14 protein-coding genes and 1 riboswitch are annotated in these 19,954 nt (G+C 67.4%); of the genes, 10 read left to right on the top strand and 4 right to left on the bottom strand.

Annotated features, from left to right (window positions below; genetic code table 11):
* Positions 1–12: 12 nt before the first annotated feature.
* On the bottom strand, positions 13–1,857 hold the full coding sequence (thiC, locus tag C1922_RS15680; RefSeq protein WP_108750610.1) for a phosphomethylpyrimidine synthase ThiC: 1,845 nt from the start codon (positions 1,855–1,857) through the stop codon (positions 13–15).
* An 83-nt stretch (positions 1,858–1,940) separates the two neighbouring features.
* Positions 1,941–2,041: riboswitch (TPP riboswitch) on the bottom strand.
* 22 nt (positions 2,042–2,063) lie between these two features.
* The gene (ggt, locus tag C1922_RS15675; RefSeq protein ID WP_108750609.1) at positions 2,064–3,782 is read right to left on the bottom strand and encodes a gamma-glutamyltransferase; all 1,719 of its coding nucleotides are present in this window, start codon (positions 3,780–3,782) and stop codon (positions 2,064–2,066) included.
* A gap of 1,125 nt (positions 3,783–4,907) precedes the next feature.
* Here ggt and ilvC point away from each other — a divergent pair.
* From ilvC to leuB, 9 genes are all read left to right on the top strand, one after another.
* A complete protein-coding gene (gene ilvC / locus C1922_RS15670) occupies positions 4,908–5,882 on the top strand; it encodes a ketol-acid reductoisomerase (protein WP_108750608.1) in 975 nt (324 codons plus the stop codon).
* Between the two features lie 39 nt (positions 5,883–5,921).
* Positions 5,922–7,658 (top strand): acetolactate synthase 2 catalytic subunit, encoded by a 1,737-nt coding sequence (ilvG, locus tag C1922_RS15665; protein WP_108750607.1) that lies wholly within the window; start codon positions 5,922–5,924, stop codon positions 7,656–7,658.
* Entirely contained in the window at positions 7,642–7,893 is a 252-nt protein-coding gene (locus C1922_RS15660) for an ACT domain-containing protein (RefSeq protein WP_108750606.1), read from the top strand. Before ilvG ends, C1922_RS15660 begins: the two co-directional genes overlap by 17 nt.
* A 96-nt stretch (positions 7,894–7,989) precedes the next feature.
* The gene (locus tag C1922_RS15655) at positions 7,990–9,090 is read left to right on the top strand and encodes a threonine dehydratase (protein WP_108750605.1); all 1,101 of its coding nucleotides are present in this window, start codon (positions 7,990–7,992) and stop codon (positions 9,088–9,090) included.
* Positions 9,087–10,670 (top strand): 2-isopropylmalate synthase, encoded by a 1,584-nt coding sequence (locus C1922_RS15650; protein WP_108750604.1) that lies wholly within the window; start codon positions 9,087–9,089, stop codon positions 10,668–10,670. Before C1922_RS15655 ends, C1922_RS15650 begins: the two co-directional genes overlap by 4 nt.
* 10 nt (positions 10,671–10,680) lie before the next feature.
* Entirely contained in the window at positions 10,681–11,454 is a 774-nt protein-coding gene (locus C1922_RS15645) for a class I SAM-dependent methyltransferase (protein ID WP_108750603.1), read from the top strand.
* A gap of 60 nt (positions 11,455–11,514) precedes the next feature.
* The gene (gene leuC, locus C1922_RS15640; protein WP_108750602.1) at positions 11,515–12,933 is read left to right on the top strand and encodes a 3-isopropylmalate dehydratase large subunit; all 1,419 of its coding nucleotides are present in this window, start codon (positions 11,515–11,517) and stop codon (positions 12,931–12,933) included.
* Positions 12,933–13,511, top strand: a complete 579-nt coding sequence (gene leuD / locus C1922_RS15635) for a 3-isopropylmalate dehydratase small subunit (protein ID WP_108750601.1) — start codon at positions 12,933–12,935, stop codon at positions 13,509–13,511. The genes leuC and leuD overlap by 1 nt, the downstream gene beginning before the upstream one ends.
* A complete protein-coding gene (gene leuB / locus C1922_RS15630; RefSeq protein WP_108750600.1) occupies positions 13,501–14,562 on the top strand; it encodes a 3-isopropylmalate dehydrogenase in 1,062 nt (353 codons plus the stop codon). The genes leuD and leuB overlap by 11 nt, the downstream gene beginning before the upstream one ends.
* 211 nt (positions 14,563–14,773) lie before the next feature.
* Here leuB and C1922_RS15625 read toward each other — a convergent pair whose 3' ends face one another.
* Both C1922_RS15625 and C1922_RS15620 read right to left on the bottom strand, forming a co-directional pair.
* Positions 14,774–17,935, bottom strand: a complete 3,162-nt coding sequence (locus tag C1922_RS15625; protein WP_108750599.1) for an efflux RND transporter permease subunit — start codon at positions 17,933–17,935, stop codon at positions 14,774–14,776.
* Between the two features lie 3 nt (positions 17,936–17,938).
* Complete coding sequence (locus C1922_RS15620) at positions 17,939–19,060, bottom strand: efflux RND transporter periplasmic adaptor subunit (protein ID WP_108750598.1); 1,122 nt, start codon at positions 19,058–19,060, stop codon at positions 17,939–17,941.
* A 121-nt stretch (positions 19,061–19,181) separates the two neighbouring features.
* Here C1922_RS15620 and C1922_RS15615 point away from each other — a divergent pair, with 121 nt between their 5' ends.
* Positions 19,182–19,859 (top strand): TetR/AcrR family transcriptional regulator, encoded by a 678-nt coding sequence (locus C1922_RS15615; protein WP_108750597.1) that lies wholly within the window; start codon positions 19,182–19,184, stop codon positions 19,857–19,859.
* Positions 19,860–19,954 lie beyond the last annotated feature (95 nt).

Raw genomic sequence — 19,954 nt, 5'->3', positions numbered from 1 at the left:
GGCGCTACCGTGTCAGCCCTGCTGGTAGACCCGGGCACCGCCGTCGCGGAACTCCCTGGACTTTTCCTGCATGCCGGCCTCGGCGTACTCGCGCACGTCCTGGGTGATCTTCATCGAGCAGAAGTGCGGGCCACACATCGAACAGAAGTGGGCGAGCTTGTGTGCGTCCTTCGGCAATGTCTCGTCGTGGAATTCCTTGGCCTTTTCCGGATCCAGGCCCAGATGGAACTGGTCTTCCCAGCGGAACTCGAAACGCGCCTTGCTGAGGGCGTTGTCACGCACCTGTGCACCCGGGTGTCCCTTGGCCAGATCGGCGGCGTGGGCGGCGATGCGATAGGCCATGATGCCGTCACGCACATCCTGGCGGTTGGGCAACCCCAGGTGCTCCTTGGGCGTGACGTAGCAGAGCATGGCGGTGCCGAACCACCCGATCATGGCCGCGCCGATGGCGCTGGTGATGTGGTCGTAGCCGGGGGCGATATCGGTGGTCAGCGGACCCAGCGTGTAGAACGGCGCCTCGCCACACTCGCGCAGCTGCTTGTCCATGTTTTCCTTGATCAGCTGCATCGGCACATGGCCGGGCCCTTCGATCATGGTCTGCACGTCGTGCTTCCACGCGATCTTCGTCAGCTCGCCCAGCGTCTCCAGTTCACCGAACTGCGCCGCATCGTTGGCATCGGCAATGCAGCCCGGGCGCAGGCCATCGCCCAGCGAGAATGTCACGTCGTAGGCCTTCATGATTTCGCAGATCTCCTCGAAGTGCGTGTAGAGGAAATTCTCCTTGTGGTGGGCAAGGCACCACTTGGCCATGATCGAACCGCCACGACTGACGATGCCAGTCACCCGCCTGGCGGTGAGTGGCACGTAGCGCAGCAGCACGCCGGCGTGGATGGTGAAGTAGTCCACGCCCTGTTCGGCCTGCTCGATGAGGGTGTCGCGGAAGATTTCCCAGGTGAGTGCCTCGGCGCGCCCGTCCACTTTTTCCAGCGCCTGGTAGATCGGCACCGTACCGATGGCCACCGGCGAATTGCGGATGATCCACTCGCGCGTTTCGTGGATGTGCTTGCCGGTGGACAGATCCATCACCGTGTCGCCGCCCCAACGGATCGCCCACACCAGCTTTTCCACTTCTTCGGCGATGCCGGAGGACACCGCGCTGTTGCCGATGTTGGCGTTGATCTTGGTCAGGAAATTGCGACCGATGATCATCGGCTCGCTTTCGGGGTGGTTGATGTTGTTGGGCAGCACCGCGCGGCCGCGGGCGATTTCATCGCGCACGAACTCAGGCGTGATGATCTTCGGGATGGATGCACCGAAGGATTCACCGGCGTGCTGCTGCAGCAGCGTGGCATCACGGATGTCCTGCAGCCGCTGGTTTTCGCGGATCGCCACGAACTCCATTTCCGGGGTGATGATGCCGCGCCGTGCGTAATGCATCTGGGTGACGTTGGCGCCGGCCCGCGCGCGCCGCGGCAGGCTGCGTGCCGGGAAGCGCACTGCATCCAGTTTCGGATCGTGCTCGCGTTCGCGACCAAAGCGCGAACTGAGCGCGTCCAGTTGCTCGGTATCACCCCGTTCTTCGATCCAGGCACGGCGCAGCGCCGGCAGGCCGGTGGTCAGGTCGATGCGCGCGTGCGGATCGGTATAGGCACCGGACGTGTCATACACGGTCAACGGTGGATTCTCTTCGCCACCGAACAGGGTGGGCGTGCGGGCCAGGGCGATCTCGCGCATGGGCACGCGCAGGTCCGGGCGTGAACCGGCCACGTGGATCTTCCGAGAGCCGGCAATGGGCCGGGTCACGGAGGCGGAAAGTTGCTGGGCCTGCTGCTGCAGATCGGAAGGCTGTGCGTTCATCGGGCATCGTCCAGGAGGGTCAGGGACGAAGCGGCGGCGCACTGCGCACCGCGCCCGGACGGTCCTTGGGCGGACTCCGGGCACGGTTGCACTGCAAAGCTTCCCTACGCCGGTATGAACCGGATCAGGTTCCAAGGGACTGTCTCAACCGCGGCCACTGGCCACGGTACCCCCGCTTCTTGCTGCGTATTAGACCACAGGCGGGCTCAGTAGCCCGCCGCCTGGCCATCCTTGCGGCTTTCCGAGGCGCCGAAGTACACACCGGTTTCCGGATCACGCAGGATCGCCTGGTAGCCGCCATACGGGCCATCGGCGAACACCACGCGGTGGCCCTTGCGCATCAGTGCGCGCACGGTTTCGTAGGGGAAGCCGGTTTCCAGGTTCACTTCGCCGCCATCGCTCATGGCCGTGGCCTGGCCGGTCGGCTCGGTGGATCCTTCATGCTGGATGCGCGGCGCATCGCCGGCTTCCTGCAGGTTCATGCCGAAGTCCACCAGGTTCATCACGATCTGCGCATGGCCCTGCGGCTGCATCGCTCCGCCCATCACGCCGAAGCTGGCGTACGGCTTGCCGTCCTTGGTGATGAAGGCCGGAATGATGGTCTGGAACGGGCGCTTGCCCGGCGCGTAGCCGTTGGGGTGGTTCTTCTGCAGCACGAACATCTCGCCGCGGTCCTGCAGGATGAAGCCCAGCCCCGGCGGTGCCATGCCGCTGCCCATGCCACGGTAGTTGGACTGGATGAGCGAGACCATCATGCCGTCGCTGTCGGCCACGGTCATGTAGATCGTGTCGCCCTGCTCGAGCTGCTTCGGCGTGCCCGGCTGCACTTCCTTCAGCGCCTTGTCCATCGAGATCAGCGCGCGGCGCTGCGCAGCGTAATCCTTGGAAATGAGCTTCTGCACCGGCGCCGGCTGGAAGGCCATGTCGGCATAGAAGCGCGCGCGATCGGCGAAGGCCAGCTTCTTGGCTTCCACGAACAGGTGCACATGCTCGGGCGAGCCGAACGGGATCTTCGAGAAGTCGTAGCCTTCCAGCACGTTGAGGATCTGCAGCGCGGCAATGCCCTGGCTGTTGGGCGGCAGTTCCCACACGTCATAGCCGCGGTAGTTGCTGCTGACCGGCTCGACCCATTCACCGTGGTGGTCGGCCATGTCCTGGTAACTGAGATAACCGCCGTTGGCCTTGAAGTAATCACCGATGGTGCGTGCCACGTCGCCCTTGTAGAACGCATCGCGGCCACCGTCGGCGATTTTCTGCAGGGTGTCGGCCAGGTTCGGGTTCTTCCACATCTGGCCCTTGCGCGGGGCGTGGCCGTCGATGGTGAACTGTTCGGTGAAGCCGGGGTACTTGGACAAGCGTGGCACCGAACGATCCCAGTAGTAGGCAATCACTTCCGCCACCGGGTGGCCTTCGCGCGCGTAGCGGATGGCCGGGGCCAGGTTGTCGGCCATCGGCTTGCGGCCGAAGCGGTCGTGCAGGGCGAACCAGCCGTCGACCGCGCCGGGCACCGATACCGGCAGCGGACCGGTGGCGGGGATCTCCTTCAGCCCACGGCGCTGGAATTCGGCCAGGGTAAGAGACTTCGGCGAACGCCCCGAGCCGTTGTAGCCGTACAGCTTCTTCGTCTTCGGATCCCAGACGATGGCGAACAGGTCGCCGCCGATGCCGTTGCCGGTCGGCTCCATCAGCCCCAGGGCGGCGTTGGCGGCAATGGCGGCATCGACGGCCGAACCACCGGCCTTCATCACGTCCAGCGCGATCTGGGTGGCCAGCGGCTGCGAGGTGGCGGCCATCGCATGCGGGGCAATCACTTCGGAACGAGTAGCAAAGGGCTGGCCGGTGATGCGGTCGGCTGCACTGGACACGGTGGGGACCGCGGCCAGCACGGCAGCGGCAAGCAGGGAACGGGCAAGGCGTCGGGACACGGTTGGGGTCCGATGGAAGGGTGGTGCCCTGATCTTCGCCGCTTCGGGCGGCGGCCGGAATCGGGCAGAGGTCATGGACGGCGGTGCCGTGGTAGGTGCGGACCTTGGTCCGCACGGCCGCTGCCTTCGGTAGGTGCGGACCTTGGTCCGCACGGCTGCTGCCTTCGGTAGGTGCGGACCTTGGTCCGCACGGCTGATGCCTTCGGTAGGTGCGGACCTTGGTCCGCACGGCTGCTGCCTTCGGTAGGTGCGGACCTTGGTCCGCACGGCTGCTGCCTTCGGTAGGTGCGGACCTTGGTCCGCACGGCTGCTGCCTTCGGGGAATCCTGTGCGGACCTTGGTCCGCACGGCTGCTGCCTTCGGGGAATCCTGTGCGGACCAAGGTCCGCACCTACCACGGCGGGATGCATGCACCGCTGCCGGCTTCGGGGAATCCTGTGCGGACCAAGGTCCGCACCTACCAGGGCGGGATGCGTGCACCGCTGCCGGCTTCGGGGAATCCAGTGCGGACCAAGGTCCGCACCTACCAACGCGCGTGGCGAAATCACCCGCGAATCCGCGCAAAAAACCCGCTGAAAAGAGTGAATTCCGGTTCACCGAAACACTTTCAGCGGCAACCATCCTTGTGCCGCAAGCCTTTTCGCCAGATACAGGCGAAACCGATGAAAAACCCGTTGCCAGGGTTGACACCGCCGAAATGGCTATGTTTCTCTCGATCCCATGCTGCAACGCCACCCGCCCCTGCGAACTGCCACTGAAGCCGCCGATTCCGGCGCCGCATCGCTGCGTTCGCTTCTCGTGCTCGTACTTATTAGCCAGCCCACAGGTGCGGGACGAGCCAGCGTGTAAGCAGACAACACACACCGGAACTCGATCAGAAACCCGCACCCACCCAGGTGCGGGTTTTTTCATTTCAGGACCTGGTTTCACACGCAACCACTCAACCATCCAGCCACGACCATGCACACCGCCTCCCGCAAAACCCGGACCTGCACCACCACGCCCTGCCGTGGTGGCTGTGCCCGTGCGATGGGCGGCGCCTCCTCCCCCGTTTTCCCCTGACCGGCCGGTACGTCGCTTCGACTGCCGGCCGTCTTTTTTCTTCCCAGCCAAGGAACCTCCCCCATGAGCACCAACTCCCTGCCCCAGACCAAGATCGCCGTCATCGGTTACGGCAGCCAGGGCCGCGCCCACGCGCTGAACCTGCGTGAATCCGGCTTCGACGTGGTGGTAGGCCTGCGCCCGGGTGGCCCGACCGAAGCCAAGGCCCAGGCCGATGGCTTCACCGTGGTGGCCCCGGCTGAGGCGGTGAAGGATGCCGACCTGGTGGCCGTGCTGACCCCGGACATGGTGCAGAAGAAGCTCTACAACGAGGTGCTGGCGCCGAACATGAAACAGGGCGCCTGCCTGTTGTTCGCCCACGGCCTGAACGTGCACTACGGCATGATCGAGCCGCGCGCCGACCTGGACGTGGTGCTGGTCGCACCGAAGGGCCCGGGCGCGCTGGTGCGCCGCGAATACGAGATCGGCCGCGGCGTGCCGTGCATCTGGGCGGTCTACCAGGACACCAGCGGCCAGGCCGCGCAGCACGCGCAGGCCTATGCAGCCGGCCTGGGCGGCGCACGCGCCAACCTGATCCAGACCACCTTCAAGGAAGAAACCGAAACCGATCTGTTCGGCGAACAGGCGGTGCTGTGCGGCGGTGCCTCGGCGCTGGTGCAGGCCGGTTTCGAAACCCTGGTGGAAGCCGGCTACCAGCCGGAAATCGCCTACTACGAAGTGCTGCACGAACTGAAGCTGATCGTGGACCTGTTCTACGAAGGCGGCATCTCGCGCATGCTGGAATTCATCTCTGAAACCGCGCAGTACGGTGACTACGTGAGCGGCCCGCGGGTGATCGACGCCGGCACCAAGGAGCGCATGAAGGAAGTCCTGAAGGACATCCAGGACGGCACGTTCACCAAGAACTGGGTGGCCGAGTACGAAGCGGGCCTGCCGAACTACAACAAGTTCAAGCAGGCCGACCTGGAGCACCCGATCGAAAAGGTAGGCAAGGAACTGCGCGCCAAGATGGTCTGGTTGCAAGGACAGGCCGCGTAACCACGCGGCCCTCCCCCACCCGCTTTGCAAGGTTCCCCCATGAACTCTTCCACACACCGCAGCGCGCCGCCCAACGGCGCGCGCTGGCTGACCCAGGCGCTGGAGGCCGAGGGTGTCCGTACGCTGTTCGGCTATCCGGGCGGCACCATCATGCCGTTCTACGACGCGCTGGTGGATTCGGCGCTGAAGCACATCCTGGTGCGCCATGAGCAGGGCGCGGCGCTGGCGGCCAACGGCTTTGCCCGCGCCAGCGGCCAGGTCGGCGTCTGCGTGGCCACTTCCGGCCCGGGCGCGTCGAACCTGGTGACCGGCATCGCCGATGCGATGCTGGATTCGGTGCCCATGGTCTGCATCACCGGCCAGGTCGGCACGCCGCTGCTGGGCACCGACGCCTTCCAGGAACTGGATGTGTTTGGCCTGACCATGCCCATCGTCAAGCACAGCTGGCTGGTGCGCAGCGTCGATGACCTGCCGCGCGTGGTGGCCGATGCCTTCCGCATCGCCCGCGAAGGCCGCCCCGGCCCGGTGCTGATCGACCTGCCCAAGGACGTGCAGCTGGCCGATGCCAGCCACCTGCCGGCGCATGTGCCGTCCAGCGTGGAACCGCCGGCCGCCGCCGCCGATGCCGCCATTGCCGAAGCCATCGCCGCGCTGGCCGCGGCCGAAAAGCCGGTGGTCTACGCCGGCGGTGGTATTGCCCTGGGCGAGGCCGTGCAGGACCTGCGCGACTTCGTCGAGGCCAGTGCCATCCCCACCGTGATGACCCTGCGTGGCCTGGGCGCGCTGCCCCCGCAGCACCCGCAGTCGCTGGGCATGCTGGGCATGCACGGCACCCGTGCGGCGAACATGGCCGTGCAGGAGAGCGATCTGCTGCTGGTGCTGGGTGCACGCTTCGATGACCGTGCCACCGGCAAGCTGGCCGAGTTCGCTCCGTTCGCCCGCGTTGTCCACATCGACGCCGACGCCTACGAGATCTCCAAGCTGCGCAGCGCCGATGTCGCCGTGCCCGGCAATGTGGGCCATGCCATCCGCGCCCTGCGTGCGGCCTTCCCCTCCCCCAAGGCCCACCAGGACGCATGGCGCAAGCGCTGTGCGCAGCACCGTGATCGCTTCGCTGCCCGCTACGACGCGCCGGGACAGCACATCTACGCCCCGGCGCTGCTGAAGCGGCTGAGCGAACTGGCCCCGTCCGATGCGGTGATCGCCTGCGATGTCGGCCAGCACCAGATGTGGGTGGCCCAGCACTGCCGCTTCAACCATCCGCGCAACCACCTGACCAGTGGCGCGCTGGGCACCATGGGCTTCGGCCTGCCGGCGGCGATGGGTGCGCAGTTCGCCTGCCCCGACCGTACCGTGGTGCTGGTGTCCGGTGATGGCAGCTTCATGATGAACGTGCAGGAACTGGCCACCATCGCCCGTTGCCGCCTGCCGGTGAAGATCGTGCTGCTGGACAACAGTTCGCTGGGCATGGTGCGGCAGTGGCAGGAACTGTTCTTCGCCGAGCGCTACAGCGAGATCGACCTGTCCGACAACCCGGACTTCGTGGCCCTGGCCAAGGTGTTCGGCATTGCCGCCACCCGCATCGACGCCCGCGACGACGTGGAAGGTGGCCTGGCCGCGCTGCTGGCCGAGCCGGGCCCGGCCCTGCTGCACGTGGCCATCGATGCCCGCGCCAACGTGTGGCCGCTGGTACCGCCCAACACTGCCAACAGCACCATGCTGGAAAGCAACCCCGCCCACGCCCGCCAGGAGACCCCCAATGCAATACCGGCTTGACCTGGTGCTGCACCCGGCCGAAGGCGCGCTGCTGCGCGTGATCGGCATGGCCGAGCGCCGCGGCTTCGCCCCGCGTGCGATCAGCGGCGCGCCGGTGGACAGCGACGAAGGCCGCTGGCACCTGCAGCTGGTGGTGGACGGGCAGCGCCCGGCCGAAACGCTGTGCCGGCAGATCGAAAAGATCTACGACTGCGTATCGGTGCAGATCACCGCACTGGAAGGAGCCGCATCATGAACACCCGTACCGTAGAGACCACGGTGCCGGTACGGGGGCGTCTTCTTCGTCGCCCGTGCGCGCATGCGGCGCAGTGCCGTCGCTCGCAGGTGGCCCATGCCGGCCGCTGATGCCAGCACCGAAAGCGATGTCGGCGACGTAAGCGTTGCCGACGTACTGGCTGCGCAGGCCCGCCTGCGCCGCTTCCTGCCGCCTACCCCGCTGCACCATGCCGAACGCTTCGGCACCTGGCTGAAGCTGGAGAACCTGCAGCGCACTGGCTCGTACAAGGTGCGTGGTGCGCTGAACGCACTGCTGGCCGGCCGCGAACGCGGTGATACCCGGCCGGTCATCTGCGCCTCGGCCGGCAACCACGCCCAGGGCGTGGCCTGGGCCGCCTACCGCCTGGACGTGCCGGCCATCACCGTGATGCCGCACGGCGCACCGGCCACCAAGATCGCCGGCGTCGCCCACTGGGGCGCCACCGTGCGCCAGCACGGCAACAGCTATGACGAGGCCTACGCGTTCGCCGTGGAACTGGCGCAGCGCCACGGCTACCGTTTCCTGTCGGCGTTCGACGATGCCGACGTGATTGCCGGCCAAGGCACGGTCGGCATCGAACTGGCTGCCCATGCCATGGACGTGGTGATCGTGCCGATCGGTGGCGGTGGCCTGGCGTCCGGCGTAGCGCTGGCACTGAAATCGCAGGGCGTGCGCGTGATCGGCGCGCAGGTCGAGGGCGTGGATTCCATGGCCCGCGCGATCAGCGGTGACGTGCGCGAGATCGCACCGGTGCCGTCGCTGGCCGACGGCGTGCGGGTGAAGATTCCCGGCTTCCTGACCCGCCGCCTGTGCACCTCGCTGCTGGACGATGTGGTGATCGTGCGCGAAGCCGAACTGCGCGAGACGCTGGTGCGGCTGGCGCTGGAAGAGCACATCATCGCCGAAGGCGCCGGTGCGCTGGCGCTGGCCGCCGGGCGCCGCGTGGCCGGCCGCCGCAAGTGTGCGGTGGTGTCCGGCGGCAACATCGACGCCGGCGTGCTGGCCGGCCTGCTCACCGACATCCGCCCGCGGCCGCCGCGCAAACCGCGCAGGCGCCGCACCGACGCCAACCGAACGCCACCGCGCTCGCCCGCCAAGGCCAGCGTCCCCACCGCTTCCCCTTCCCCTTCCCACCTGCAAGCCGCAACGCCCGCTGTCGAGGAGATTTCCCTGTGACCACCATCGAACGAATTACCACCCCGCGCATCCGCATCTTCGATACCACCCTGCGTGACGGCGAGCAGTCCCCCGGCTGCAGCATGAGCCCCCCGCAGAAGCTGGTGATGGCGCGTGCGCTGGACGAACTGGGCGTGGACATCATCGAGACCGGCTTCCCGGCCAGCTCGCAGTCCGACCGCGAAGCGATGGCCCTGATCGGCCGTGAGCTGCGCCGCCCCAGCCTGACCCTGGCCGTGCTGTCGCGCTGCCTGCAGGCCGACATCGAAACCTCGGCGCGCGCCCTGGAAGCCGCGGCCAACCCGCGCCTGCACGTGTTCCTGTCGACCAGCCCGCTGCACCGCGAACACAAGCTGCGCATGACCCGCGAGCAGGTGCTGGAATCGGTACGCAGGCACGTGACCCTGGCGCGCTCGTACATCGACGACGTGGAATTCTCCGCCGAGGATGCCACCCGTACCGAGCTGGACTACCTGATCGAAGTTTCGCGGGTGGCCATCGCCGCCGGCGCCACCACCATCAACCTGCCCGACACCGTGGGCTTCACCACCCCGGAAGAAATCCGCGCGATGTTCCAGCAGGTGATCGCCGGCGTGGCCGATGTCCCGAACGCGGCCAACGTGATCTTCAGTGCGCACTGCCATAACGACCTGGGCCTGGCCGTAGCCAACTCGCTGGCCGCCGTCGAAGGCGGTGCACGCCAGGTCGAGTGCACGATCAATGGCATCGGCGAGCGCGCCGGCAACTGCTCGCTGGAAGAAATCACCATGGCGCTGAAGGTGCGCCAGGCGTTCTACGAGCAGGACACCGCCATCAACACCCCGCGCATCGTCGGCACTTCGCAGCTGCTGCAGCGCCTGGTCGGCATGCCGGTACAGCGCAACAAGGCCATCGTGGGCGCCAATGCGTTCGCCCATGAATCGGGCATCCACCAGCACGGCATGCTGCGCCACCGCGGCACCTACGAAATCATGCGTCCGGAAGACGTGGGCTGGGAAGATTCGCAGATGGTGCTGGGCCGCCACAGCGGCCGCGCGGCCGTCGAGTCGCGCCTGCGTGCGCTGGGCTTCTGGCTGGAAGAGGACGAGCTGAAGCTGGTGTTCGAGCAGTTCAAGGGCCTGTGCGAACAGCAGCGCGTAGTGACCGATGCCGATCTGCAGACCCTGATGCAGGGCGGTTCCAACGCGCAGGGCTATCGCCTGGCCTCGATGACCATCAGCGATGTCGGCAGCCGCGCCAACGCCCTGGTGGAACTGTCCGACCCGGAAGGCAACCGCGTGGCCGAGACCGCGCAGGGCGATGGCCCGGTCGACGCGCTGTTTGGCGCGCTGTCGGCGGCCACCGGCGTGCAGCTGATGCTGGACAGCTACCAGGTGCACAGCGTGGGCATCGGCGCCGATGCGCGCGGCGAGGCGAACCTGAGCGTGCGCCACGAAGGCATCGAGTACGACGGCACCGGCACCAGCAAGGACATCATCGAAGCCTCGGCACTGGCCTGGCTGGATGTGGCCAACCGTCTGCTGCGCCAGCGCCAGGCCGCCGCCAGCACCGCCGAAACCGCCACCCCCGCCACCGCCTGAGGACTGTGAGATGAGCGCCTTCGACACCGCCACCACGGCCGCCGGCCAGCAGTGGAATGCCCAGGACTATGCGATCGACGCCGGCTTCGTGCCGCTGCTCGGCGGTGCGGTTGCGCGCCTGCTCGACCCTCGCGCCGGCGAGCGCATCCTGGACCTGGGCTGTGGCGATGGCGTGCTCACCACCGAACTTGCCCTGAGCGGCGCTCGCCTGCACGGCGTGGATGCCTCGCCCGAGCTGGTGATCGCCGCCCGCGCGCGCGGCGTCGATGCGCAGGTGATGGACGGCCACGCGCTGGCCTTCGACAGTGAATTCGATGCGGTGTTCAGCAACGCTGCGCTGCATTGGATGGGCAACCCCGACCGCGTGTTGGAAGGCGTGCGCCGGGCGTTGCGCCCGGGCGGCCGCTTCGTCGCTGAATTCGGCGGCCATGGCAACGTGGCCACGATCATCGCCGCAGTGCAGGCCGCACGCGTGGCCCATGGCCACGGCGCCAGCGCGTTCCAGTGGTACTTCCCGACCGCTGACAGCTACGCCGATCGCCTGCGCCAGCATGGCTTCCAGGTGCAGCTGATCGAAACCACGCCACGCCCCACCGCACTGCCGACCGGCATTGCCGGCTGGCTGCGGGTGTTCGCCGCACCGCTGCTGGACGACCTGCCGGACCACGCCCGCGCCACCGTGCGCGACGCCGCGGCGGCCCTGCTGGACGACCTGCCGCGTGACGCCGCTGGCCAGCCGCTGGCCGACTACGTGCGCCTGCGCGTGCTCGCCCGCCGTCGCTGACTTGACCGTTTCATACTCTTTACTGATGTTCGCCATCTCGTACTTCTGCCAGGCATACGCATGACTTCCGCACCCCGCACCCTGTACGACAAACTGTGGGACGCCCACGTGGTGGTTCCCGAATCCGACAGCGCCCCCGCCGTGCTGTACATCGACCTGCACCTGATCCACGAGGTCACCTCGCCGCAGGCCTTCACCGAGCTGCGCGCGCGCGGCCTGGCGCCGCGCCGCCCGGACCGCACCAAGGCGACGATGGACCATTCCACCCCGACCCTGCCGGCCGGTGCCGACGGCAAGCTGCCCTATGCCAGCGCCGCCTCCGAAGCGCAGGTAGCCACCCTGGCGCGCAACTGCGCCGAGTACGGCATCGAACTGTTCGACATGGCCTCCGACAACCGCGGCATCGTCCACGTCATCGCGCCGGAACAGGGCTTCACCCAGCCGGGCATGACCATCGTCTGCGGTGACAGCCACACCTCCACCCACGGCGCGTTCGGCTCGCTGGCCTTCGGCATCGGCACCAGCGAAGTGGGCCACGTGCTGGCCACCCAGTGCCTGCTGCAGCGCAAGGCCAGGACCTTGGCGATCACCGTCGACGGCGCGCTGGCGCCGGGCGTCGGCGCCAAGGACGTGGTCCTGCACATCATCGGCGTGATCGGCGTCAACGGCGGCACTGGCCATGTGATCGAGTTCCGTGGCAGCACCATCGAAGCGATGGACATGGAACAGCGCATGACCCTGTGCAACATGTCCATCGAAGCTGGCGCGCGCGCCGGCATGGTCGCCCCGGACCAGGTCACCTTCGACTTCGTGGCCAACACCCCGCGCGGCCCCAAGGGCGCCGACTTCGATGCCGCCGTGGCGCGCTGGCAGCAGCTGCGCAGCGATGAAGGCGCACGCTTCGACAGCGAAGTGCGCATCGACGCCGCCGACATCCGCCCCACCCTGACCTGGGGCACCCACCCGGGCACCGCCATCGCGGTGGACGCGCCGATTCCGGCCGCCAACGATGCCGCCGCGCAGAAGGGCCTGGACTACATGCACTTCCAGCCCGGCCATGCCCTGGCCGGTACGCCGGTGGACGTGGTGTTCGTCGGCTCCTGCACCAACGGCCGCCTGAGCGACATGCGCGAAGTGGCGCAGGTGCTGCGTGGCCGCCACGTCGCCGACGGCGTGCGCATGCTGGTGGTGCCGGGTTCGGAAATCGTCAAGCGCCAGGCCGAGGCCGAAGGCATCCACGAGATCGTGCGTGCCGCCGGTGCCGAATGGCGCGAGCCGGGCTGTTCGATGTGCATCGCCATGAACGGTGACCTGGTCGCGCCCGGCCAGCTGGCCGTGAGCACCAGCAACCGCAACTTCGAGGGCCGCCAGGGCCCCGGTTCGCGCACCCTGCTGGCTTCGCCGATGAGCGCGGCCTGGGCCGCGGTGAAGGGCCAGGTGGCCGATACCCGCGAACTGTTCGCACAGGAGGTGGCGTGATGGCCGGTTTCCGTACCCTGACCTCGTCCAGCGTGGTGCTGGCGCAGACCAACATCGATACCGACCAGATCATTCCGGCGCGGTTCCTGTCCACCACCGAACGCGCCGGCCTGGGCCGCAACGCGTTCAATGACTGGCGCTGGCAGGCCGACGGTTCGCCGGTGGCCGACTTCGCCTTCAACCAGCCGCACAACGCCGGCCGCAGCATCCTGCTGGCGGGCCGCAACTTCGGCTGCGGTTCTTCGCGCGAACATGCGCCGTGGGCGCTGACCGACCTGGGCCTGCGCGCCATCGTCAGCAGCGAGATCGCCGACATCTTCCGCGGCAATTCGCTGAAGAACGGCCTGCTGCCGATCGTGCTGGACGAGGCCGACGTGCAGTCGCTGATGCAGCGCCCGGACGATGAACTGACCATCGATGTGGCCGCGCGCGAGCTGCGCACGCCCGATGGCCGGGTGTATTCTTTCCCGCTGGATGGCTTCTCGCAGACCTGCCTGCTGGAAGGCGTGGACCAGTTGGGGTATCTGTTGGGCCGTGTCCCTGAAATCGAACGTTACGAGAGTGAGCATGCACGCTGAAATTGTTGTCCTGCCCGGTGATGGCATCGGCCCGGAAGTGGCCGCCGCCGCGGTTGCCGTCCTGAAGGCCGTCGCCGAACGCTTCAACCACACCTTCACCTTCAGCGAGCACGATATCGGTGGCATCGCCATCGACCGCCACGGTGAACCGCTGCCGGCCACGACTCTGGCCGCCTGCCAGTCCGCCAACGCCATACTGCTGGGCGCGGTGGGTGGCCCGAAGTGGTCCGACCCGAATGCCAAGGTGCGCCCGGAACAGGGCCTGCTGGCGATCCGCAAGGCACTGGGCCTGTACGCCAACCTGCGCCCGGTGCGCACCCATGAAGCCGCGCTGCACGCTTCGCCGATCAAAGCCGAGCTGCTGCAGGGCGTGGACTTCGTGGTGGTGCGCGAACTGACCGGCGGCATCTACTTCGGCGACAAGACCCGCGATGCGGACAGCGCCAGCGACCTGTGCCGCTACACCGTGGCCGAGATCGAGCGCGTGCTGCGCAGCGCCTTCCGCCTGGCGCAGCAGCGTCGCGGCAAGGTCACTTCGGTGGACAAGGCCAACGTGCTGGAAACCTCGCGCCTGTGGCGCGACGTGGCCGCGCGCATCGGCCGCGAGGAGTTCCCGGACGTTGCGCTGGAGCACCAGCTGGTCGACTCGATGGCCATGCACCTGTTGGCCAAGCCGCGCGAGTACGACGTGATCGTGACCGAGAACATGTTCGGCGACATCCTCACCGATGAGGCCTCGATGCTGGCCGGCTCGCTGGGGCTGCTGCCGTCGGCATCGCTGGGTGAACCGGGCGCGGTGGGCATCTACGAACCGATCCACGGTTCGGCACCTGACATCGCCGGCAAGGGCATCGCCAACCCCTACGCGACGATCTTCAGCGCCGCGATGCTGCTGCGCCATTCGCTGGGGCTGGAAGCGGAAGCCGCCGCGGTTGAAGCGGCGGTGCACGCCGTGCTGGATGATGGTGTGTTCACTGCCGACCTGGCCGCCAAGGGCCAGGCCGTGAGCACAGCGGCCGCCACCGACGCGGTGCTGGCCAAGCTGGCCTGATCCGGTAGCGCCACGCCATGCGTGGATGCTTCTGTAGAGTCGAGCCATGCTCGACTCATCCCATCGTCGCGTGAAAAGCAGCCGAGCATGGCTCGGCTCTACAGAAAGCATATCCCGCGAGCAGATCACTCCCCGCCATGCGTGGATGCAAAGTGCAGTGCCAACCAAGGTTGGCACCTACCCCGAGGCGGTGGCCGTAGACCCCGGGGCATCACGCCCCGGATTCGTCCGGCTTCACCCGGAACCAGGCGGCGTACAGCGCCGGCAGGAACACCAGGGTCAGTACGGTGCCGACGATCAGGCCACCCATGATCGAGATCGCCATCGAGCCGTAGAACGCGCTGCGCGACAGTGGAATCATCGCCAGCACCGCCGCCAGCGCGGTCAGCACGATCGGGCGGAAGCGGCGCACCGTCGCATCGATGATCGCGTGCCAGCGGTCATGCCCGGCGTCGATGTCCTGCTGGATCTGGTCGATCAGGATCACCGAGTTGCGCATGATCATGCCGGCCAGCGCGATCGTACCCAGCAGGGCGACGAAACCGAATGGTGCACGGAACAGCAGCAGGAACAGCGTGGCGCCGATGATGCCCAGCGGCGCGGTCACCAGCACCATGGCCGCACGCGAGAAGCTGCGCAGCTGCAGCATCAGCAGCGTGGCCACCACGATCAGGAACAGCGGCATGCCGGCCTTGATCGAATCCTGGCCACGGGTGGAGTCCTCCACCGAACCGCCGGTCTCCAGCAGGTAACCACTGGGCAACCCGGCACGGATGCCATCCAGGGTCGGCACGATCTGCTGCACCACGTCCAGCGCCTGCATGCCATCGCTGATGTCCGCCCGCACGGTGACCGTCGGCAGGCGGTTGCGGTGCCAGATGATGCCATCCTCGAAGGCGTACTCCAGCCGGGCGACCTGCGACAGGGTCACGGCGGTGCCGCCGCTGGTCGGAATCGCCAGGCTGCCCAGCAGGTCCAGCTGCGCGCGTTCGTTGTCCGGCCCACGCAGCAGCATCTCGATCTGGCGGTTGCCTTCGCGATAGGTGCTCACGCTCATGCCCGACAGCGAACTGCTGAGGAACTGGCTGACCTGGGCACTGCTCACCCCCAGCGCGCGCGCACGGTCCTGGTCGATCACCAGCCGCACCACCTTGCTCGGCTCGCTCCAGTCCAGGTTGACGTTCATCACGTGCGGGTTCTCGCGCACCTTCGCCTCAACCTGGCGCGCGATGGCCTGCACCTGGGCGATGTGTTCACCCGATACGCGCATCTGCACCGGATAGCCCACCGGCGGACCGTTCTCCAGGCGCGTCACGCGCATCTGCACGTCCGGGAACTGCTTGATCACATCCTTCAGCATCCAGTCGCGGGTGCTTTCGCGTGCCTTGGCATCGTCGGTAAGCACCACGAACTGGGCGAAGTTGGTGGCCGGCAACTGCTGGTCCAGCGGCAGGTAGAAGCGCGGCGAACCGGTGCCGACGTAGGCCACGTAGTTGCTGATGCCTGCGCGCCCCTTCAACAGTTTTTCCAGCTTGTCGGCCTGGGCCTGGGTGGCGGCCAGCGACGCCCCTTCGGCCAGTTCGATGTCCACCATCAGCTCGGGGCGGGTGGAATCGGGGAAGAACTGCTGCGGCACGAAGCGGAACAGCAGCAGCGACCCGACGAACAGCGCGATGGTCGCGGCGATCACCCACCAGCGGTGGCGCAGGCAACGGTCCAGGAAGGCACGGAAGCGGGTGTAGAACGGCCGCTGGTACGGATCGTGATCGTGGTCGTGCTGCTTGGGCACGATCCAGCGCGCCAGCGCCGGATGGCGGTCGGCCCACTGCAGGCGGCGCGCATGCCAGCGCGCGGCCAGGCTGCCGGGCTTGGGCGGCTGCGGATTGAACAGGTCCGGCAGCATCTTGTCGCCCAGGTAGGGAATGAACAGCACTGCCGCGATCCACGACACCACCAGGGCGATGGTCACCACCTGGAACAGCGAGCGGGTGTATTCGCCGGTGCTGGACGCAGCGGTGGCGATCGGCAGGAAACCGGCCGCGGTGATCAGGGTGCCGGTCAGCATCGGGAAGGCGGTCGATTCCCAGGCGAAGCTGGCCGCGCGCAGGCGGTCGTAGCCCTGCTCCATCTTGGTGGCCATCATTTCCACCGCGATGATCGCATCGTCCACCAGCAGGCCGAGCGCCAGCACCAGCGCGCCCAGCGAGATCTTGTGCAGGCCGATATCGAAGTAGTGCATGACGAAGAAAGTCATCGCCAGCACCAGCGGGATGGTCACGCCCACCACCAGGCCGGTGCGCAGGCCCAGCGAGAAGAAGCTGACCAGCAGCACGATCACCACCGCTTCGGTCAGCACCTGCACGAACTCGCCCACCGACTCTTCCACTGCATGCGGCTGGTCAGAGACCTTGCGCAGCTGCATGCCCGCCGGCAGGGTCTTCTGCAGGCGCTCGAACTCGGCATCCAGGGTGGCACCCAGCTTCAGGATGTCACCGCCGTCCTTCATCGCCACGGCCAGGCCGATCGCATCCTGGCCCATGAAGCGCATCTTCGGCGAGGCGGGATCGGCGAAGCCACGCTTGATCTCTGCGATGTCGCCCAGGTGCACGGTGCGCTCGCCGGCCTGGATCGGGAAGCGGCGGATGTCCTCGATGGAATCGAACTGACCGGTCACGCGCAACTGCACGCGGTCGGTCGGGGTTTCGAAGAAGCTGCTGGCGGTCACCGCATTCTGGTCCGCCAGGGCCTGCTGCACCTGCTGCAGCGATACGCCCAGCGTGGCCAGCTTGGTGTTGGACAGCTCGATCCAGACCTTCTCGTCCTGCAGGCCGACCAGATCGATCTTGCCCACGTCGGGCACGCGCTGCAGTTCCAGCTGGATGCGGTCGGCATAGTCACGCATCACTGCGTAATCGAAGCCTTCTCCGGTCAACGCGTAGATGTTGCCGAAGGTATCGCCGAACTCATCGTTGTAGAACGGGCCAACGATCTCGCGCGGCAAGGTGGCGCGGATGTCGCCCACGCGCTTGCGCACCTGGTACCACAGGTCGGGAATCTGCTTGGAGCGCAGGCTGTCGCGGGCCATGAAGATCACCTGCGATTCGCCCGGGCGCGAGTACGAGCGGATGAACTCATATTCGCCGGTGTTCATCAGCGCTTTCTCGATCGGCTCGGTCACCTGCCGCGAGACCTGCTCGGCGGTGGCGCCGGGCCACATCGTGCGCACCACCATCGCCTTGAAGGTGAACGGCGGATCTTCGGACTGGCCCAGATGCTTGTACGACCATGCGCCGATGACGGCGAAGGCGAGCATGGCGAACAGCACCAGCGGGCGGTTGCCCAGGGCCCACTCGGAAAGATTGAAGCGGCGCATGGCTCAGTGTTCCTTGGCGGCGGGCGCAGTCGGTGCCAGCACCGGGCGGTTCTGCCGGTCCACGGGCGCCACCACCTGGCCTTCGCGCAGCAGATGACCGCCGGCGGCTACCACCCAATCGCTGGCCGCTACGCCGGACAGCACCGGTACGGCCTGCGCACCATAGGCGCCGACCGTGACCTGCGTCGCCTTCAGCGCGCCGGTGGCAGGATTGACCACCCACACGCTGGCCTGGCCGTCGGCACCGCGCTGCACGGCGGCCAGCGGCAACTGCAGCGTGCCGTGGCGGCCCGCCGTGGCGAACACCCGTGCGCTCTGGCCCAGTTCCACTTCGCTCAGTGCTTCCGGCGCCAGGCTCACGCGGGTGGCATAGGTGCGGGCCTGCGCATCGGCCGCCGGGGCGATTTCGCGCAGGGTGCCGGGCAGCATCTGGCCCGGGCGGTTCCACAGTTCCACCTGCACGGCCTGGCCGACCTGGTAGTCGCGGATCGAACTTTCCGGCAGCGCGATCAGCACCTCGCGGCCTCCGTCGGCGGCCAGGGTGAACACCGTCTGCCCGGCACTGACCACCTGCCCGGCCTCGGCCTGGCGGCTGGCGATCACACCATCGGCCGGTGCCCGCAGCTGCGCATACTCGGCCTGGTTGCGGGCCACGGCCAGGTTGGCCCGGGCGGCATTGGCCTGGCCCTGGGCCGCCTTGAAGGCGGCGGTCTGCTGGTCCAGCGCCGATCGGCTCACCAACTGGTCTTCGGCCAGCTTCGCGTAGCGCTTCTGGTCATCGCGGGCGCGCACCAGATCGGCTTCGGCCGCCGCCAACTGGGCCTGCGATGCCGCGGCCTGCGAGGCGTAGTCGGCCACGTCCAGTTCGGCCAGCAGCTGGCCCTTCTTCACCCGTTCACCGGCATCGACGTGGCGCTTGACCAGGTTGCCGCCCACCCGGAACGACAGCGGGCTTTCCTGGCGCGCACGCACCTCACCGGGATACGCCGCCGGCGCCTGTCCGTCCTGGGTGACCGGGTGGACCACCAGCACCGGCAGGGCCGGCGCCGGCTCGGCGGCCTGCCTGCCACATGCTGCCAGCACCACCGCCAGCGCACCCACGCCCACCCAACGCATGTTCTTCATGGCTATACGACCTGAAAGGAAATCCGGAGGACCACGGCGGCAACACTCTGTTACGCCACGGACATTATTGAACCAGCCGGTATAGTATAAATATCGAACCGCGTGGTCTAGTATTACGGCAATGAGTTCCCCCACTTCCCGCAAGCCGTCGGCCAAGGCCACTGCCAAGGCCGCCGGGCCCGGGCGTCCGAAGGACCTGGGCAAGCGCGCTGCCATCCTGGAAGCCGCCAAAGTGCTGTTCATCGAACAGGGCTACAGCGGTGTGAGCATGGACAGCATCGCCGCCCAGGCTGGCGTGTCGAAGCTGACCGTTTACAGCCATTTCGGCGACAAAGAGACCCTGTTCTCGCAGGCGGTGCAGTCCAAGTGCATCGAGATGCTGCCCGATGCGCTGTTCGTGGCCGACGCCGAGGGCCCGCTGCGCGACCAGCTGCTGGGCATTGGCCACGCGTTCTTCGAGCTGATCACTTCGGATGCGGCGCTGTCGATCCAGCGGGTAATGATGGCGCCGGAAACCGACGCGCGCCTGCGCGAACTGTTCTGGCAGGCCGGCCCGCTGCGCACCTGCGAGGCGCTGGCCGAGTTCCTGCGCTCGCGCACGGCACGCGGCGAACTGCAGATCGACGACTTTGCCCAGGCCGGGCAACAGTTCCTGACCCTGGTGAAGGGCGAGGTGCACATGCATATGATGTGCGGCATGCCATTGTCCCCGGCCGAGACCGACGCCACGACCCACGTGGCCGCCAGCGTCGATTTCTTCCTGCGCGCCTATGCCCCGCGAGGGGCCGGAAACGACTGAAACGCACCAACCTGAACGAACCGGAGGTCGCGATGACTTCCGGCACTGCGACCCCGGCCACCCGGCAGCTGATGCTCTGGGCGCGCCGCCGGCCT

Source organism: Stenotrophomonas sp. ZAC14D2_NAIMI4_7 (assembly GCF_003086675.1).
Lineage (GTDB): Bacteria > Pseudomonadota > Gammaproteobacteria > Xanthomonadales > Xanthomonadaceae > Stenotrophomonas.
Note: the sequence above shows the minus strand (reverse complement) of the source record. Positions and strands in the feature narration are given on the sequence as shown.

Excerpts from the sequence above, each read along its gene's own strand:
- thiC (WP_108750610.1), bottom strand. The coding sequence starts at position 1,857 with ATGAACGCACAGCCTTCCGATCTGCAGCAGCAGGCCCAGCAACTTTCC.
- ilvC (WP_108750608.1), top strand. The coding sequence starts at position 4,908 with ATGAGCACCAACTCCCTGCCCCAGACCAAGATCGCCGTCATCGGTTAC.
- ilvG (WP_108750607.1), top strand. The coding sequence starts at position 5,922 with ATGAACTCTTCCACACACCGCAGCGCGCCGCCCAACGGCGCGCGCTGG.
- C1922_RS15660 (WP_108750606.1), top strand. The coding sequence starts at position 7,642 with ATGCAATACCGGCTTGACCTGGTGCTGCACCCGGCCGAAGGCGCGCTG.
- C1922_RS15655 (WP_108750605.1), top strand. The coding sequence starts at position 7,990 with ATGCCGGCCGCTGATGCCAGCACCGAAAGCGATGTCGGCGACGTAAGC.
- C1922_RS15645 (WP_108750603.1), top strand. The coding sequence starts at position 10,681 with ATGAGCGCCTTCGACACCGCCACCACGGCCGCCGGCCAGCAGTGGAAT.
- leuC (WP_108750602.1), top strand. The coding sequence starts at position 11,515 with ATGACTTCCGCACCCCGCACCCTGTACGACAAACTGTGGGACGCCCAC.
- leuD (WP_108750601.1), top strand. The coding sequence starts at position 12,933 with ATGGCCGGTTTCCGTACCCTGACCTCGTCCAGCGTGGTGCTGGCGCAG.
- leuB (WP_108750600.1), top strand. The coding sequence starts at position 13,501 with ATGCACGCTGAAATTGTTGTCCTGCCCGGTGATGGCATCGGCCCGGAA.
- C1922_RS15625 (WP_108750599.1), bottom strand. The coding sequence starts at position 17,935 with ATGCGCCGCTTCAATCTTTCCGAGTGGGCCCTGGGCAACCGCCCGCTG.
- C1922_RS15620 (WP_108750598.1), bottom strand. The coding sequence starts at position 19,060 with ATGAAGAACATGCGTTGGGTGGGCGTGGGTGCGCTGGCGGTGGTGCTG.
- C1922_RS15615 (WP_108750597.1), top strand. The coding sequence starts at position 19,182 with ATGAGTTCCCCCACTTCCCGCAAGCCGTCGGCCAAGGCCACTGCCAAG.